Source organism: Streptomyces sp. P9-A2, assembly GCF_036634175.1.
GTDB lineage: Bacteria > Actinomycetota > Actinomycetes > Streptomycetales > Streptomycetaceae > Streptomyces > Streptomyces pratens.
In genome coordinates, this window is the sequence record NZ_JAZIFX010000001.1 from 7,444,584 (window position 1) to 7,459,327 (window position 14,744).

Below are 14,744 nucleotides of genomic sequence, written 5' to 3' on the forward strand. Positions count from 1 at the left end.
GACGTCAGGAGGAGGCGTCCACCGTCACCCACGCGCCGCTCTCGGCCGAGCGCACCATCGCGTCCAGCACGGCCGCGCTGCGCACGGCGTCGGCGAGTGTGGCGCCGTACGCGGTGTCCTCGGCGACGGAACGCAGGAAGCGGTGGGCCTCGATGACCTTCAGGTCGTCGTAGCCCATCGCGTTCGCCGCGCCCGGCTGGAACGCGCCGAACTCGCCGTCGCCCGGACCGACATGGACCGTGCTCACCGGCTGGTCCTGGTAGGCGGTGCCGCGGCTGACGCCGAGTTCGTTCATCCGGCGGAAGTCCCAGAACACGGCGCCCTTGGTGCCGTGCACCTCGAAGCCGTAGTTGTTCTGCTCGCCGACCGAGACCCGGCAGGCCTCCAGCACCCCGCGCGCGCCGGAGGCGAAGCGCAGCAGGCAGTTGACGTAGTCCTCGTTCTCCACCGGGCCGAGTTCGCCGCCGGCGGCGCGGGAGTGGCCGGCCGTGGCGCCTGCCGGGCGGGCCCGCTCGGGCAGGAAGATCGCCGTGTCGGCGGTCAGCGAGGCGATGTCGCCGAGCAGGAAGCGGGCCAGGTCGGCGCCGTGCGAGGCCAGGTCGCCGAGCACTCCGCTGCCGCCGCGCTCCCGCTCGTAGCGCCAGGTCAGGGCGGACTCGGGGTGGGCGGCGTAGTCGCTGAACAGACGGATGCGGGCGTGGGTGACGGTCCCGATGTCGCCGGCGACGATCAGCGCGCGGGCCGCCTCGACGGCGGGTGCGTTGCGGTAGTTGAAGCCGACCGCGCTGCGGACGCCGGCCTTCTCGGCGGCGTCCGCCACCGCGCGGGCGTCGTCGGCGGTGAGACCGACCGGCTTCTCGATCCAGATGTGCTTGCCGGCCTCGGCCATCGCGACGCCGATCTCACGGTGCAGGAAGTTCGGGGCCGTGATGCTGACCGCCTGGATGCGAGGGTCGGCGGCCACGTCGCGCCAGTCGCGGGTGGTGCGGGCGAACCCGAACTGCGCGGCGGCCTCCTCGGCCCGGCCCGGTACCTCCTCCGCGACCGTGATCAGTTCCGGGCGCAGGGCAAGCTGCGGATAGTGGTGCGGCACCCGCGCGTACGCCTGGGTGTGCACCCGTCCCATCCAGCCGAATCCGATGACGGCGACACCGAGCGTATCCACCATGAGAGCCCTTCCTCGGACCGTTCCGTACCCGGATCGTTCCCTGTTCCGTTCATCCTTGTCCAGACAAACCTTGAGTGTGCACGAGTGAGGGTGTCAAGGAGCGGACCGGGTGGGCGGTATTTGTCCGCAATGGAGCGAAAGAAATCGGTGACCATTCTGTTTGGCTGGGCCTAGGGCCACCAGGCACCCACTCAGGGTGAGAGCGACGATGCCTGACCAAGGCCGCCCGAGCACCGGGGAGCAGGTCAAGCGGCATGCCTTCGCGCAGCTGCGACAAGCGATCCTGCGCGGTGACATGGCGCCGGCCCAGCGGCTGGTGGAGAACGAGCTCGCCGAGCAGTTCGGGGTGACCCGGGCCGGAATCCGGGCCGCGCTCATCGATCTGGAGGTCCAGGGCCTGGTCGAGCGGATCCGCAACCGCGGCTCACGGGTGCGGGTGGTGACCGTGGAGGAAGCGGTCGCCATCACCGAATGCCGGATGGCCCTCGAAGGACTGTGCGCCGCCATTACCGCCGCCACGGCCGACGACGCGCAACTGGACCGGCTCACCGAACTGGGCACGGTGATGATCCAGGACGTGGCCGACGGCGAACCCCCCACCTACCACTCCCAGCTCAGCCAGGAACTCCACACTCGCATCCAGGAGTTCTCCGGTCAGCGGACCGCCGTGGCCCTGCTGGACCGCCTCAACGGCCAACTGGTCCGCCACCGATTCCAGTTGGCGCTCAGGCCGGGACGCTCGCAGCACTCCCTGATCGAGCATCTGGCCCTGATCGAAGCGATCAGGGCCAGGGACCCCGAGGCGGCCGTCCGCGCCCACCCCACCAGCGTGATCGAGGCCCTGCGCGGCTGACCGGATCGTCCCCGAGTCCTCTACGTCCACGAACCCGGCGGCGACCGCGTCGAGTTGTGCAACCCGCTCACCCGCCTGGTGCTCGCGCCCGACTGACCGCCGATCACCTGGACGGAGGCCGAGCGGGCGACGGCACGCAGGCGGTGTCGAAGCGTTCCGGGCGGGTCACCTCGCCGTCCACCGTCCGCCGAGCGCGGGGAACGGGAGGTGCCGGTGGCAGCGAAGGCGTGGCGCGAGCTGACGGAGAGCGTGGCCGGGCCGGGAGTCACGCCGCCCGAGCCGCGACCGCAGGCACCCCGCGCCCGCCGTCCCCGGGCCGCCTTCCGCATGCGGTAGGGTTGACCTGCGTGATCATGCGGGACGCCGCGCGGAACGCATCGGGACGTGGCGCAGCTTGGTAGCGCACTTGACTGGGGGTCAAGGGGTCGCAGGTTCAAATCCTGTCGTCCCGACTGGAGACAGTCGCAGGTCAGGGCCGGTTTCGGAGACATCCGAAACCGGCCCTTGATCATTCTTGGGGACCAGTTGGGGACCGGCGTCCTTGACCGAGGTCAGCGGGCCGCGACGATCGGGCTCGGCAGCGAGCGTGGCGCGCGCAGCGCGCTGAGGTGGGCGGAGAGCGCCGCCCCGGCGGCGGTGATCTTGTGTACGTCCGGGTGGAGGTAGCGCTGGGTGGTGGTCAGTGATCCGTGGCCGGCGATCCTGCGCAGGACGTGTACTTGGACTCCGGCGTCGGCGAACCAGGTCAGTCCGGTGTGCCGGAGGTCGTGGCGGCGCAGGTGCTCGTAGCCGAGCTTGGTGACCACGTCGTCCCAGTGTGTGGCGTCGCGCAGGACGGCGGTGGAGATGCGTCCGCCACGCGGGCCGGTGAACAGGCGGGCATCGGGATCGGGGCCGGCGGACAGGATGCGCTGGGCGATGAGGGGGCGGATCTCCTCGACGATGGGGACCTTGCGGGCCCGTTTGCCCTTGGTGCCCTTGTCGGTCAGTCCGCCGGGCGCGGGTGTGGTCTGACGCCGCACGGTCCAGATCCACTGGGTGGTGTCGATGTCTCCGACGCGGCAGCCTGAGACCTCGCCGATCCGTGCGGCGGTGCACGCGGCGAAGATGACCACGTCTCCCCAGCCGCGGTACTGGTCGTGGGAGGCGGCCACGAGCGCGTCGGCCAGTGCGAGGAGGGTCTCCCAGTCGGGCAGGGCCAGCGCGCGTGGGTCGAGGAGTTCGTCCTCGGCCTGCTTGTAGAGCTTCTGCCAGCCGGTCACCCGGGCGGGGTTGACCTTGATGATGCCGTCTCGGACTGCCTGCTCCATGACGCGGACCAGGACGGCAATGGTGTTCTTCACCGTGGAGCGGCTGTGCTCGTCTGCGATCCAGTTCTGCACGATGCGGTCGACGACACCATTGGTGATCATCCGCACCGCGAGGTGGCCCAGGGCGGGGACAACGCGCATCCGCCACCCCGCGAGGTAGGGGTGCAGCGTTTTCAACTCCAGGCCGCGCAGGGCCAGGTCCATGTTCGCTTCGCCGTATTCGGCGAGCTTCATGGTGGCCAGTGACGGGCTCAGGCCGGTCTGTGCGGCCTCGATGATGGCCTGGAGCCATTCCTGGGCCTCTTCTTCGCTGTCCTTTCCCTCGGACAGTGACTGGCGGCGCTTGCTGGTCGGATCGGTCCACCGGACGCGTGCCCGATACGGAGTGGGGCGATCAGGACGGTACTCGATATCGGTGGAGAGCCGGACACCGACAGGAACGTTGGTCTTATCGGCCATTGAGCCCCTTGCTCGGGACGGTACGTCGGTGGCGGAGCCATTCCTCGACGTCGAGGGCGCTGTACATGACGACGCGTTCCGAGAGCATCACGCCTTCCTCGCCGCCCTGGCCGCCCAGGAACGCGAAAAAGGGGCCCCGACGACGACACTCCCGACCTCGTGGACCTCACGCCGGCCGAGATCCGCCGTCTCCTGGCAGCTGAACCCCCGCACCGTCCCACACGCCGCGACCACACCCTGAACTGGTCACGGTGGAGACGACGCCACCAGACACGCGCCCGCCAGAGCCACTACGAACGACGCGGCTACCTATTCGCCGGGGCGCGGTGGCAAAGTCCGTCCCGCGCACCCGCCCTCCCCGCTACACTCCACGCCACCAGGCCGCTGACCAGCCAAGATACCGAACTACGGCTGGAATACTACGAGGAACGCACCGACAGTGCCGAGGCGATGATCTGGTGGTCGATGAGCATGGTCATGAGCCGCCGGCTTGCCCGTCCGCGACATTGAACCGGCCCGGCACCGCCTCGATGAGCCAGCCCCGTTGAGCCAGGCGTTTGGCCTTCGACCGCACCCCCTCGGCCTTCGCCGGAACCTGCTCCAGACCCAGCGCCACGGCGAGCTGCCGGCAGTCCATCGCCTCTCCACCCCGCTCAGCCAGGACGGCCATCATCCGCCGGTAGTCCGGTGCCAGCACGGCAGTGCCGAGTCCTGCTGTCCGCACCGGCACCACCGAGCCGGGCACCGGCCCGGCGACCGGTCGCGGTCGCTGATCAGGCGCAGCCACCGGCACGCGCTCGCAGTCGCGCGGCTCCGCGAGGACCTGCCCGACCGTCTCCCGGGCAATCACGAACCGCTCCCACGCGGCCTCCGCCTCCCGAAGTTCGGCCTGCAGAACCTCCACCCGCTGTCGGGCCGCACGCTCCCGCTCCTCCAGCAACCCCATCACCGACGGCACCCGGCACCTCCCGAGGAGACAACAAGACATACCATCACTGCCGCACGAGAACCGGACTATGCCTGACCAGCAGAAACGCAGCCATCATGCTCGGAAAGACAACGGCTTCTCAGCTTGATGCAGAGCAAGTCCGTCAACACCAGGTGATCGATCTCGGCATACCCCGCGTCAGCCAGATCGCGACACAGGTCAGTACGGCAGGAGGACCTTCAAGTTAAGGTCGCCCGGATAGGTGCTACCGAGGCTCTAGCAACGGAATGGGCACAAGCCCATGTGGTCATGGAGTCATGACGCTCTTTGATTACCAGGCAGCTGTGCCCGCGCTTCCATAATGGGCCACGCCCCATGCGCGGCGAGGGCCGTTGCACCTGACCAGCTCCCCGCACCAGATCTGCGGCTTGTTACCCCTTGTTCAGGTCGAGCAACGCCGTAGTGGCCTCCCACAGCTGCGGCCCGATAGGCGGCGTTTTGATGGTGCGAGGTTTGCCGTTCTCGTAGTACGCACCAGAGACGACACTGTCCTCGGAGGCGGGGGTGACGAACTGCAACAGGTGTCGGGCCGCCTTCTCCGGGGACTGGAAAAACAAGCGCGGCACGGGGGTCCGGAACAGCATGCCCACAGGACTCCGGCTGGCCGTGGCGAAGTTCGACGCGACACCGCCGGGGTGGAAGGCTACCGCGGACAGGCCCTGCTCGTGGTAGCGGTCGTGCAGTTCCCGGGTGAAGAGGACGAGTTCCAGCTTGGCGTTGCCGTAGGCGCGTACAGGTGAGTAGTTTCGCGCGTTGTCGAGGTCGTCCAGGTCGACGCGTGCCGACAGCCGTGCGGCGTTACTTGATGTCTGCACGACAAGGGCCTGGGAAGCCAGCAAGGTGTCCAGCAGCAGATGGGTCAGCAGGAACGGGGCGAGGTAGTTGACCTGGAACGTCTCCTCGAAGCCGTCTGCTGTCACATGGCGGTCGCCGAGGATCGCTCCGGCGTTGTTGGCCAGTACGTCGATGCGCGGGCAGCGGTCGGCGAGCTGTTCCGCGAGGGTGCGCACCTGCTTCAGGTCGGCGTAGTCGGCGACGAAAGAGTCCACACCGAGCTCGTCCGCGACCGCCTCGGTCTTGGCTGCGGACCTGCCCACGATGACCACATCGTGGCCGTCACGTACCAGTCGGCGCGCTGCGGCGGCGCCGGTTCCATCGCTTGCACCAGTAATGACAACGGCCTTCGGCAAGACAGGTTCCCTTCGAACCGGATGCGGTACGGGCGCCCCAGACCAGCGTGTGTCAGGTGATCTCTTCGGTTGGGCCCGAACTCGCCTGTCTTTCATGCCTGTTACTGGCAGGGGCGAGCGAACTTCGGGCAGAAGCACGTCCTCGCACAGCATAGGGGGCGGTTGTACCGGTGCGACGTGGGGGAGTCGTCTGGCCGCTTGCACCGGCACCCACCAACGGCGTGGAAATCTCGCACAGTAAGGCCGGGCACCGCGGTCATGGACGACCCACCGCTGGGACCATCGCCCGAACCGCGCCCGTCAGCACACGCTTATCTGTGCGAGCTCCTAGTAGGGCTTGGTCAGGTCGGCGTTGATGGTGCGTGTCCTGTGGGTCCGGTGTGTCGTTGAAGATGCGTGACTCCGGAGGAAATTGCATCTGGGCGTGGCGAGTTGGAGGGCTTCGCGGCAGAGGTTTTCGAGCCGTTCGCGCGTAATGATCAGCGTCGGTGGGGGCAGGTCTACTTGCGGGGTCTGCTCACCGATGGGCAGCGCAAGTCGGTCGAGCCGATGGCGGCCCGGCTGGGTGAGGACGGGAACCGGCAGGCTCTTGCCCATTTCGTGACGACCAGTCCGTGGGATCCGGCGCACGTGCGGGCCCGGCTGGCCTGGAAGATAGAAGCGGCGATCCGGCCGCAGGCGCTGATCTTCGACGACACCGGCTTCCTCTGGGGCCCGTCAGGGGCCGTGGTCGGCTTCAGTGCGTTGTGGCAAAGGGAGTCCCTGTTCGATGAGCAGGGGCTTCTTCGTGTGCGGGGCATGATCGCCTTGGGGTAGGGGCAGGCAGCGGACGGCTTGTTATGGATCGAGGAGGGTGCGATGCCGTCGGTGCTGGGGTTGATGGAACAGCGTGAGGCGCGGGCGAGGCAGGATCTGGAGTCCTGGACGGAGGTCCTGGAGCAGGCTCAGGCGGAGGTGGATGCCGCGCGGGAGCGGGTCGAGCGGGCCCGGGTGGGGCGTGAGGAGCTTGTGTCGGTGCTGGCCGGGGAGAGCCCGGTGAATACGCCGGTTCCGGTGCCGTCCGGTGGTGAGATGGCTGCCGCCGTGGGATCGGGCGGCCCGGGCTCGGGGCATGGCGGGCGGCCGCCGGTGTGGCGGTCGGGCATGGGTGAGGAGGTGCTCAGCGGCCTGTATCGGGAGGTGTTCGCCGCGGTGGTGGCCGCTTCGGGGCCGGTGAACGGGGTGGAGCTGACGCGGGCGGTGGGCCGGGAGGCGGAGATCAAGAACGAGGTGGAGAAGATCCGTCACCGTGCCTATGTGCTGGAGAAGCGGGGCTGGCTGGTGCGGGCGAAGGACGGACGGTTCATGCCTGAGCCCGGAGCAGTCGGCCGGGACGCTTCTCCGGCCAGCGCGGAGCGTCTGCGGCCAGGCGCCGGGACAGTCTGATCACGGCGGCCCACCACACCATCTGGGCGTGGTGGTCGGGGCGGCGTTCGTGGTCGCGGTTGAGGCGGCGTGAGCGGGAGAGCCAGCTCAGCGTCCGCTCCACGACCCACCTGCGGGCCAGTACGACAAATCCGCGTTGTCCGTCGGAGCGGCGCACGACCTCGGTCCGGACTCCGTGACGGGCGAACGCCTTCGCCAGCGCCGGACCCTGGTAGGCACTGTCGACCCACACCAGTTTCAGCAGCCGCCCGGCTGCTGCATGAACGTCTCCAGCAGTGCGGGGGCGGCCTTGGAGTCGTGCACATCGGCCGTGGTCACGGTCACTTCCAGGAGCAGGCCCTCGGTGTCGGTCAGGATGTGACGCTTGCGGCCGTCACGTGACTTGCCGCCGTCGTATCCGCGACTGTCCTCGCCGACGGTCTCGGAGGCGTCCACCGACTGACTGTCGATGACTCCCGCGCTGGGCTCGGCGTTGCGGCCGGCGCGCTCCCTCGCCGAACGTCGCAGGCGTTCGTAGAGTTCACGCGCATAGTCGTAGGCCCGCCAGCGGCGGAAGAAGTCGTAGACCGCCCGCCAGCAAGGGAAATCGACCGGCAGAGCCGTCCACTTCACTCCGTTGTCGACCAGGTAGCGCACCGCGTCGAGCATTGTCCGGTGGCAGTACGCCTCGGGGCGCCCGCCCCGCTTCAGGAGCCAGGCCGGCACCGGCATCGCGGCGCGGACCTCGGCCCACTCCGCATCCGTCATGTCACTCGGATAGCAGCCTGCCCGCCGTCCCGGAGCGAGCGAACCGAACCGGTGCACGTAGCAGTCACACCCAGGGGTGACCGCGGTGGACGCATGCACAGAGATACTGCTCAACTGATCAGGCAACGGGCTTCCTTGGTCGTGCTGGTGTCGTAACCGCGTCACTACCAAGGGGCCCGTTCTCTCATGCCCGCGACCGCACCCGAACCTCCGTCCAGATGATCACCCGCTGCCGCTCGAACAAGATCCGGTTTGCCACAACGCACTCAGGACACCAGGCCCTGACGGTAGGCGTAGACGACTGCCTGGACGCGGTCGCGGAGGCCGAGCTTCGTGAGGATGCGGGAGACGAAGGTCTTGACCGTCTCCCGGCTGATCACGAGGGCCGCGGCGATCTCGTTGTTGGAGAGGCCGTCCGCGATGAGGCGCAGGACCTCCAGTTCGCGGGGGGTCAGCGGGACGTCGGGCCCGTTGTCCTCGGTGGGGCGGATCCGGACGGCGTACCGGCCGACGAGCGGGCGTGTCACCTCGGGGTCCAGCAGTGCGGCGCCCGCCGCCACGGTCCGGATCCCGTGCAGCAGCTGGGCCGGTGGCGCGTCCTTGAGGAGGAAGCCGCTCGCGCCGGCGCGGAGCGCCTCGTAGACGTATGCGTCGAGGTTGAACGTCGTCACCACGAGCACCTTGACGGGGTGCGGTACGCCGGCGCCGGCCAGGAGGCGGGTGGCCGATATGCCGTCGAGCACCGGCATGCGGATGTCCATCACCACGACGTCCGGGCGGAGTTGTCCGACGAGGTCGACGGCGGTCTGCCCGTCCCCGCACTCGGCCGCGACCTCGAGATCGGGCTGGGCGTCGATGATCGTCGCCAGTCCGGTGCGGATCAGTACCTGGTCGTCGCAGATCAGGACGCGGATGGGCGCGGTCACGACGGGCTCCCGGCGGGTATGTGGGCGCGGACGACGAAGCCGCCGTCCTTCTGTTGCTCCGCGCTGAAGTCGCCGCCGAGGACGTCGACCCGTTCACGGAGACCGGCCAGGCCGCGCCCGCTCCCGGAGAGTCCGGGGGTCTTCGAGCCGGAGCCGTCCGTGCCGACCTCCACGGTGATCTCTCCTGAGCCGTGGCGCACCCGGACGGAAGTGCGGCTGCCGTGGGCGTACTTGAGGGCGTTCGTCAGGGACTCCTGCACCACCCGGTAGGCCACGAGGTCGGCGCTGCCGGTCGACTCGGCCGGTGTGCCCTCTTCGGTGAACTCCACGGGCTGACCGGCCCGCCGTGTCTGTTCGACGAGGGTGAGGAGCCGGCCGGCGGCCGGAGATTCCGACGGAGATGGGCAGACCGGTCCGCTCGGTGATCAGGTGGATCTTTGACCCGTACTTGCCCCGGTCGACAGGATTCGGGCCCGTCAGATCCCCCTTTTCAGGGCCCGCATGTTCACCGAGTCGATCGCGCAACGGGACCGGTCCAGCTCGCCCCGGGAGCCGAGTTCGTCCAGGACCAGGCGGTGCAGCTTGGCCCACACCCGGGCCTTGGTCCACTCGGCAAACCGGCGGTGGGCCGTGGCCCCGGACGGCCCGAACGACGCGGCGGGCAGCTGCTGCCACGTGCACCCGGAGGTCGCCACGAACACGATCGCGGCCAGCACCTCACGGTCGCCGTGCCGGCGCCGACCACCACCTTGCGGCCGCGAGGGCGCCTCCGGCACCACCCGCTGGAACAGCTCCCACAGCTCATCCGGCACCAGCCGCTCAACGATCCCTGCCATGGTCGACAGCCTACCGAGCCAATTGAGATGGCTTCTTAGAAGTCACGAGGCATCATCAAGGGTTCACTTGCGTTCGCCCGTCCAGCCTTCCCCTCGCCTGTTGCACCCCGATGGCCGAGACGCTCTTGGGCTTGACCGCTCCGCTTCACACCCCGCCGTTACCAGCAACGCATGGGAGCGCGGGGACGGGCCCCGGACACTGGCCCGAAGTTCAGCCGATCGATACCTCCTTCACGTGGCTGGACTTACTTACGCGGAGCGACTTCGTGTCGCACAGTGAGTGCTTCAGTTGGCGGGCTGGACCTTCGGCATCGATTGCGACTGCGAGTCAGTCGGCGTACTTGGTCAGGGCTGCACCGAGAAGGGTGCAGCACCACGAGGCGCCAGGGTTCATCACGAGCCGGATCGCAACCGGCGACCGGGGTTCACGGGGATCGGAATCCTCCACGCGTGGCACTGTGACGCAAACCACGTCAGACGTAGAACCTGTGCGCACCATCGGGCGTCTGGCTGGTGTGAGATCACGTGTGAGAGCACTGGACGAGCTGGACGAGGAGCGCCTCGTCCGGCTGGTGGCCAGAGGTGACCGCGGGGCGTTCGACGAGTTGTACCGGCGCACGTCGCCGTGGCTGGCTGTGCGGTTGCGCCGCCGCTGCGCGGACGAGCAGATCGTCGCCGAGGTCATGCAGGAGACCTATCTGGCGGTGTGGCGCGCGGCCGGCGCGTTCGCCGGGAGCGCGGTCGGCGGGACGGCCGTCGGATGGTTGTGGACGATCGCGGCGCGCCGCCTCGTCGACGCGTTCCGGCGCCGTGCCCACCATGCCGAGCCGCCGGTCGCCGCCGCCGAGCGGGCGGTGGTGCCCGCGGCGGAGGACGAGGCACTGGCCGGGACCGTCGACGGGGACGTCGGTGACGCTCTTCGGCGACTGGCGCCGGAACTTCGAGAGGTCCTGCAGGCCATGGTGCTGGACGGGTTCTCCGTGCGGGAGACCGCCGTCCTGCTCAGACTGCCCGAAGGCACGGTCAAGACCCGCGCCCGCCGGGCCCGGATCGCGATGCGGGAGGCGCTGGCATGAGCGGGGAACACGCGTCGATGCGGCTGCTCGACGACTACGCACGTGGTGATACGGAGATGGCCGTGGACGCGGTGTGGGCGTTGGAGGCCCATCTGGAGACGTGCGCGATGTGCCGGAGTCGTCTGGCGGCCTCCGTGGCCACCGAGGTGCCCGGCATCGCCACGCTCCTCGACACCGTCCGGGCCGGTCTGGAACCGCAGCTGGACGCGGCCGTCAGGACACCCTCGCGGCGACACCGCCCGAGGTGGCTGTCGGCCTGGCTGACGCCGGCCATGGCCCCGTGGCTGGCCATGACCGTCGTGGTTACCCTGATGGCGCTGCTGCTGGACTCGCTCGCGCCGCCTACGTTCTTCGGCGACATCTCTCCCGTGCTGGCGATCGCACCCGTGCTGCCGCTGTGTGGTGTCGCCGCATCGTGGTCGCGCGGCCTGGACCCGGCGTACGAACTGACGGCCTCGACCGCCCGAGCCGGCCTGCCCCTGCTCCTCAGGCGCACCACGGCGGTTCTCGTGGTGGTCCTGCCCGGGCTCCTGGTGGAGGGCTGGCTGACCGGAACCATGACGGCCGCGCAGTGGCTGCTGCCCTCCCTGGCCTTCACCTCCACCGCCCTGGCGCTGGGCAGCCTGGTCGGCGTGACCCGCGCCGCCACCGGGCTGGCGGTCGCGTGGGGCGTCGTCGTCGTGGCGCCCACGTGGGTCACCGGCCACGCCCCCCTTGCCCTGCGAATTGTTTTCCAGCCCGACCAACTGCCCGTGTGGGGGCTGCTCCTCGCGCTCGGCATCGGCGCCGTGATCGCCCGCAGAAACGCGTACTCAACGCTGTGAAACCATCGTCGACCTTCGAAAGGGACCACCGCACTATGCCCACCACAAACGCGGCCGACACCGCGCCGAAAACCTACGCCTGGGAGATCCGGGCCAGCGGCCTGAGAGTACGCGTCGGACGCAAGAAGATGGCCGTCGACGGACTCGACCTCTGCCTGGGCATCGGCACCCACGGCCTCCTGGGACCCAACGGAGCGGGAAAGACCACCCTGATCCGGACGCTGGCCACCGTGCTGCGCCCCACCGAGGGCGAACTGGAGATGCTCGGCACCTGCGTGGGCGCGATGGCTGACTACCGGGCCCTGCGCCGCCGGATCGGCTACCTGCCGCAGGATTTCAGCTACTACAAGCGCTTCACAGTGCGTGAGTTCGTCGAGTACATGGCCTGGTTGAAGGAGGTTCCGAAGGCAGCCGTCCCCGCGGCCGTCCAGCGGGCCGTGGAACGGGTGGGCCTGGCGGACCGCGCGGACCATCGGATGAAGACCCTGTCCGGCGGCATGGTGCGGCGGGCCGGCATCGCTCAGGCCATCGTCAACGATCCCGCGGTGCTGCTGTTGGACGAGCCGACAGTCGGCCTGGACCCGGCGCAGCGGTTGCGCTTCCGCGAGCTGTTGCAGGGACTGGGCCGCGACACGTGTGTGGTCGTCTCCACCCATCTGGTCGAGGACGTCGCGGCCGCCTGCTCCGACGTGGTGCTCTTCGCCGACGGCCGCCTCGTCTTCCAAGGCACGCCGGACGACCTGGCCGCGGCGGGCGGCCCCGAACACCCGGGCGGCAGCCCCCTGGAGCGCGGCTACTCGGCGCTGCTCCAGGGCTCCGAGCAGCCGGGAGGCACCTGGTGAACGCACGTGTCCTGCGCATCGAGCTGAAGCGCTCCATCGCCCCGTGGCCCGGCGCCGTCGTCCTGGCAGGCAGCCTGGCGGTCCTCCTGCTGATCGACGGGATCTGGTGGCAGGGTGACGCGGGATGGACGGCCCAGTGGACCTCCATGGCCCTGTGGACCCGGTACCTGCTGAGCTTCTGGTGGCCGCTCGTGGTGGGCCTGGGGGCGGTGTACGGGCTGCGCGACTCCCGCTCACGGATGACCGAACTGCTGACGACCACGTCGCTGCCGGCCTGGCGCCGTGCGGCGCTGCCGGCCGGCGCAACGGCACTCGTGCTGGCGTCCGGCTTCGGCCTCCTGGTCCTCGTGGGCGGAGTCCAGGTGGCCCTCGGCGCCACCGCCTACACGAGTCTCGGCTGGCTGCCGATCTCTCTGGTGGCGGCGCTGTCCCTCGTCGCGGGGGCCGTGTTCGGCATGGGCCTCGCGCGGGCCGTGCCTTCTGCGCTCACCCCGCCGGCCCTGACAGTGTTCCTCTTGCTGACGACCCTCTCCCTGCGGCCGAGCCATGATGAGGCACTGCCGTCGAGCGTCGCGCCGAACCGGCTCGCTCTGCTGTTCCCGGCGACTGCGGAGCCGCGGGAGATGCTGCTGACCCTGTCCGGTTCCGTGCACCTCGGCCAGACGCTCTGGCTGCTCGGCCTGCTCGCCACCGGTTTCGCACTGCTGTCGGCCGCGACCCTCCGAGGCCGACTGCTCGCGGTGGCCCCCGTCCTGGCCGGCGCGGCCCTGGCCCTGCTGATCCTCCCGGCCACTCCGCGCGACACCTACGTCATCGACAAGGCCGCCGCCACCCTGGTCTGCGACGGGCCGGTGTGCGTGACACAGGCAAACCGCTCACACCTGCCCGAACTCGCGTCGCGCGGCAAGGACGCGCTGCGCGTGCTGCACGACGCCTTGGGCGACAAGGCACCGAACTCGGTGCGGGAGGACACCCAGCTGCGCGCGCTCGGCGACGACCGCCAACTCTCCGGCGACGCGGTGCTGGTCGACTTCGACGACCCGCTGATCGCCCATGCGACGGGGGCGGAACTGACCCGCCTCCTGGTCGCCGAGGGCCTGGTACCGAACTGCGCACCGCGCACCCCTTGGGAGGGCGGGGGGCAGGTCGACATCCCCGTACAGAGCATCGCCGCGAGCTGGGCCCTGGGCGATCACCAGTTGAAACCGCTGCAGAAGCCGGACTCCTACGCGTACTCGCAGCGTGAACAGGCGGACGCCGACATCGTCTGGCAGCGGCTGATGGCGCTGTCACCGGCCGAGCAACGCTCGCGGATGGCCGAGGTACACGCCGCCGCCCTCTCCTGCACGGAGTACACCGAGGTGTTGGCGGGGAAGGCGTCGCAATGAGGTGGCTGATCCTGTACGCCCGTTCACGACAGGTGCCCACCTCGGCCGCAGCGGTCGCGCTCGTCGCGCTGGCGGCGTGGACCTTCAACCAGGACGGCGCGGGCCCGATGAGCCTGGGGACCGCGGTCCTGATCCTGACCGCGAACGTGGCGGCCGCTTCCGTCGGGCTCGGTGGGCAGGACGCCGCGCTGGATCGGACGGCCGCGATCCGGTGGATGCCCCGGCGGGCGGCGCACGTGCTGCTGGCCGGCGCGGTCGCCGGGGCGGCGCTGCTGGCGGTCCAGGCGGCGGGAGCCAAACTCGCCCCGGCCGCGCTCGTCGTCCGCGACAGCGCGGGCTTGGTCGGCCTGGCCGCGCTCGGGGCGGTGCTCTGCGGGGCACAGTTCGCATGGACCCTGCCGGTCGGCTGGCTCGCGTTCACCCTCCTCGTCCCGGTTCCGCCCGGCATCGCGGGAGAGGTGAGCAACTGGATGATCATTTCCCCCGCTACGACGGCGTCCGCCGCGACCGCGTGGGTCCTGCTGGCGACCGGCACCGTGCTGTACGCCGCAGCAGGACCGAGACGGTAACGGACACGCTCCGCGCTGGGCGCTTCAGTTGGCGAAGCCCGCCAACCGAAGCGCTCAGTGTGCGACACGAAGTCGCTCCGCGTAAGTAAGTCCAGCCACGTGAAGGAGGTATCGATCGGCTGAACTTCGGGCCAGTGTCCGGG

At 69.6% G+C, this 14,744-nt stretch carries 14 protein-coding genes, 1 tRNA gene and 3 pseudogenes; 9 read left to right on the top strand and 9 right to left on the bottom strand.

Annotated elements, in window-relative coordinates:
* Window positions 1-4: 4 nt before the first annotated feature.
* Window positions 5-1,168, bottom strand: coding sequence for a Gfo/Idh/MocA family protein (locus tag V4Y04_RS33605; RefSeq protein WP_332432102.1), 1,164 nt, complete (start codon window positions 1,166-1,168; stop codon window positions 5-7).
* 208 nt (window positions 1,169-1,376) lie between these two features.
* Here V4Y04_RS33605 and V4Y04_RS33610 point away from each other — a divergent pair, with 208 nt between their 5' ends.
* Window positions 1,377-2,021, top strand: a complete 645-nt coding sequence (locus V4Y04_RS33610; protein ID WP_332432103.1) for a GntR family transcriptional regulator — start codon at window positions 1,377-1,379, stop codon at window positions 2,019-2,021.
* A 378-nt stretch (window positions 2,022-2,399) separates the two neighbouring features.
* A tRNA-Pro gene (locus tag V4Y04_RS33615) sits at window positions 2,400-2,473 on the top strand.
* A gap of 99 nt (window positions 2,474-2,572) precedes the next feature.
* Here the strand turns inward: V4Y04_RS33615 and V4Y04_RS33620 are convergent.
* The 3 genes from V4Y04_RS33620 to V4Y04_RS33630 all read right to left on the bottom strand — a co-directional run bounded on the left by V4Y04_RS33620 (window position 2,573) and on the right by V4Y04_RS33630 (window position 5,968).
* Window positions 2,573-3,790 carry a tyrosine-type recombinase/integrase gene (locus tag V4Y04_RS33620; RefSeq protein WP_332432104.1) on the bottom strand — a complete coding sequence of 406 codons (1,218 nt, stop codon included), beginning with the start codon at window positions 3,788-3,790 and terminating at the stop codon, window positions 2,573-2,575.
* A gap of 475 nt (window positions 3,791-4,265) precedes the next feature.
* Window positions 4,266-4,748 carry a hypothetical protein gene (locus V4Y04_RS33625; RefSeq protein WP_332432105.1) on the bottom strand — a complete coding sequence of 161 codons (483 nt, stop codon included), beginning with the start codon at window positions 4,746-4,748 and terminating at the stop codon, window positions 4,266-4,268.
* A 401-nt stretch (window positions 4,749-5,149) separates the two neighbouring features.
* Window positions 5,150-5,968, bottom strand: coding sequence for an SDR family NAD(P)-dependent oxidoreductase (locus V4Y04_RS33630; RefSeq protein ID WP_332432106.1), 819 nt, complete (start codon window positions 5,966-5,968; stop codon window positions 5,150-5,152).
* Between the two features lie 396 nt (window positions 5,969-6,364).
* On the opposite strand from V4Y04_RS33630, the pseudogene V4Y04_RS33635 reads away from it, so the two are divergent.
* Together V4Y04_RS33635 and V4Y04_RS33640 are read left to right on the top strand one after the other, a co-directional pair.
* Window positions 6,365-6,700: pseudogene (locus V4Y04_RS33635) on the top strand (transposase); the annotation flags it as partial.
* A gap of 126 nt (window positions 6,701-6,826) precedes the next feature.
* The gene (locus tag V4Y04_RS33640) at window positions 6,827-7,393 is read left to right on the top strand and encodes a hypothetical protein (RefSeq protein ID WP_332432107.1); all 567 of its coding nucleotides are present in this window, start codon (window positions 6,827-6,829) and stop codon (window positions 7,391-7,393) included.
* Here V4Y04_RS33640 and V4Y04_RS33645 read toward each other — a convergent pair.
* The 5 genes and pseudogenes from V4Y04_RS33645 to V4Y04_RS33665 all read right to left on the bottom strand — a co-directional run.
* Entirely contained in the window at window positions 7,311-7,625 is a 315-nt protein-coding gene (locus V4Y04_RS33645; protein WP_332432108.1) for a transposase, read from the bottom strand. The genes V4Y04_RS33640 and V4Y04_RS33645 overlap by 83 nt on opposite strands.
* A 5-nt stretch (window positions 7,626-7,630) precedes the next feature.
* Window positions 7,631-8,140 (bottom strand): IS5 family transposase, encoded by a 510-nt coding sequence (locus V4Y04_RS33650; protein ID WP_332432109.1) that lies wholly within the window; start codon window positions 8,138-8,140, stop codon window positions 7,631-7,633.
* 266 nt (window positions 8,141-8,406) lie between these two features.
* Window positions 8,407-9,066, bottom strand: a complete 660-nt coding sequence (locus V4Y04_RS33655; RefSeq protein WP_332432110.1) for a response regulator transcription factor — start codon at window positions 9,064-9,066, stop codon at window positions 8,407-8,409.
* Window positions 9,063-9,452: pseudogene (locus V4Y04_RS33660) on the bottom strand (sensor histidine kinase); the annotation flags it as partial. The gene V4Y04_RS33655 and the pseudogene V4Y04_RS33660, both read right to left, overlap by 4 nt.
* Window positions 9,447-9,902: pseudogene (locus V4Y04_RS33665) on the bottom strand (IS5 family transposase); the annotation flags it as partial. The pseudogenes V4Y04_RS33660 and V4Y04_RS33665, both read right to left, overlap by 6 nt.
* A gap of 527 nt (window positions 9,903-10,429) precedes the next feature.
* Here V4Y04_RS33665 and V4Y04_RS33670 point away from each other — a divergent pair.
* Genes V4Y04_RS33670 through V4Y04_RS33690 form a run of 5 tightly spaced genes read left to right on the top strand, consistent with a single transcriptional unit; the run spans window position 10,430 to window position 14,601 of the window.
* On the top strand, window positions 10,430-10,978 hold the full coding sequence (locus V4Y04_RS33670) for an RNA polymerase sigma factor (protein ID WP_206188808.1): 549 nt from the start codon (window positions 10,430-10,432) through the stop codon (window positions 10,976-10,978).
* Window positions 10,975-11,802 (top strand): hypothetical protein, encoded by an 828-nt coding sequence (locus V4Y04_RS33675; RefSeq protein WP_055593275.1) that lies wholly within the window; start codon window positions 10,975-10,977, stop codon window positions 11,800-11,802. Before V4Y04_RS33670 ends, V4Y04_RS33675 begins: the two co-directional genes overlap by 4 nt.
* Window positions 11,803-11,837: 35 nt before the next feature.
* Window positions 11,838-12,644, top strand: coding sequence for an ABC transporter ATP-binding protein (locus V4Y04_RS33680; RefSeq protein ID WP_055593274.1), 807 nt, complete (start codon window positions 11,838-11,840; stop codon window positions 12,642-12,644).
* Complete coding sequence (locus V4Y04_RS33685) at window positions 12,641-14,032, top strand: hypothetical protein (protein ID WP_332432111.1); 1,392 nt, start codon at window positions 12,641-12,643, stop codon at window positions 14,030-14,032. Before V4Y04_RS33680 ends, V4Y04_RS33685 begins: the two co-directional genes overlap by 4 nt.
* Complete coding sequence (locus tag V4Y04_RS33690) at window positions 14,029-14,601, top strand: hypothetical protein (RefSeq protein WP_332432112.1); 573 nt, start codon at window positions 14,029-14,031, stop codon at window positions 14,599-14,601. The genes V4Y04_RS33685 and V4Y04_RS33690 overlap by 4 nt, the downstream gene beginning before the upstream one ends.
* Window positions 14,602-14,744 lie beyond the last annotated feature (143 nt).

Bases quoted from the DNA above. Each gene is read 5' to 3' on its own strand.
- V4Y04_RS33605 (WP_332432102.1), bottom strand. From the start codon at position 1,168: ATGGTGGATACGCTCGGTGTCGCCGTCATCGGATTCGGCTGGATGGGA.
- V4Y04_RS33610 (WP_332432103.1), top strand. From the start codon at position 1,377: ATGCCTGACCAAGGCCGCCCGAGCACCGGGGAGCAGGTCAAGCGGCAT.
- V4Y04_RS33620 (WP_332432104.1), bottom strand. From the start codon at position 3,790: ATGGCCGATAAGACCAACGTTCCTGTCGGTGTCCGGCTCTCCACCGAT.
- V4Y04_RS33640 (WP_332432107.1), top strand. From the start codon at position 6,827: ATGCCGTCGGTGCTGGGGTTGATGGAACAGCGTGAGGCGCGGGCGAGG.
- V4Y04_RS33650 (WP_332432109.1), bottom strand. From the start codon at position 8,140: ATGACGGATGCGGAGTGGGCCGAGGTCCGCGCCGCGATGCCGGTGCCG.
- V4Y04_RS33675 (WP_055593275.1), top strand. From the start codon at position 10,975: ATGAGCGGGGAACACGCGTCGATGCGGCTGCTCGACGACTACGCACGT.
- V4Y04_RS33680 (WP_055593274.1), top strand. From the start codon at position 11,838: ATGCCCACCACAAACGCGGCCGACACCGCGCCGAAAACCTACGCCTGG.
- V4Y04_RS33690 (WP_332432112.1), top strand. From the start codon at position 14,029: ATGAGGTGGCTGATCCTGTACGCCCGTTCACGACAGGTGCCCACCTCG.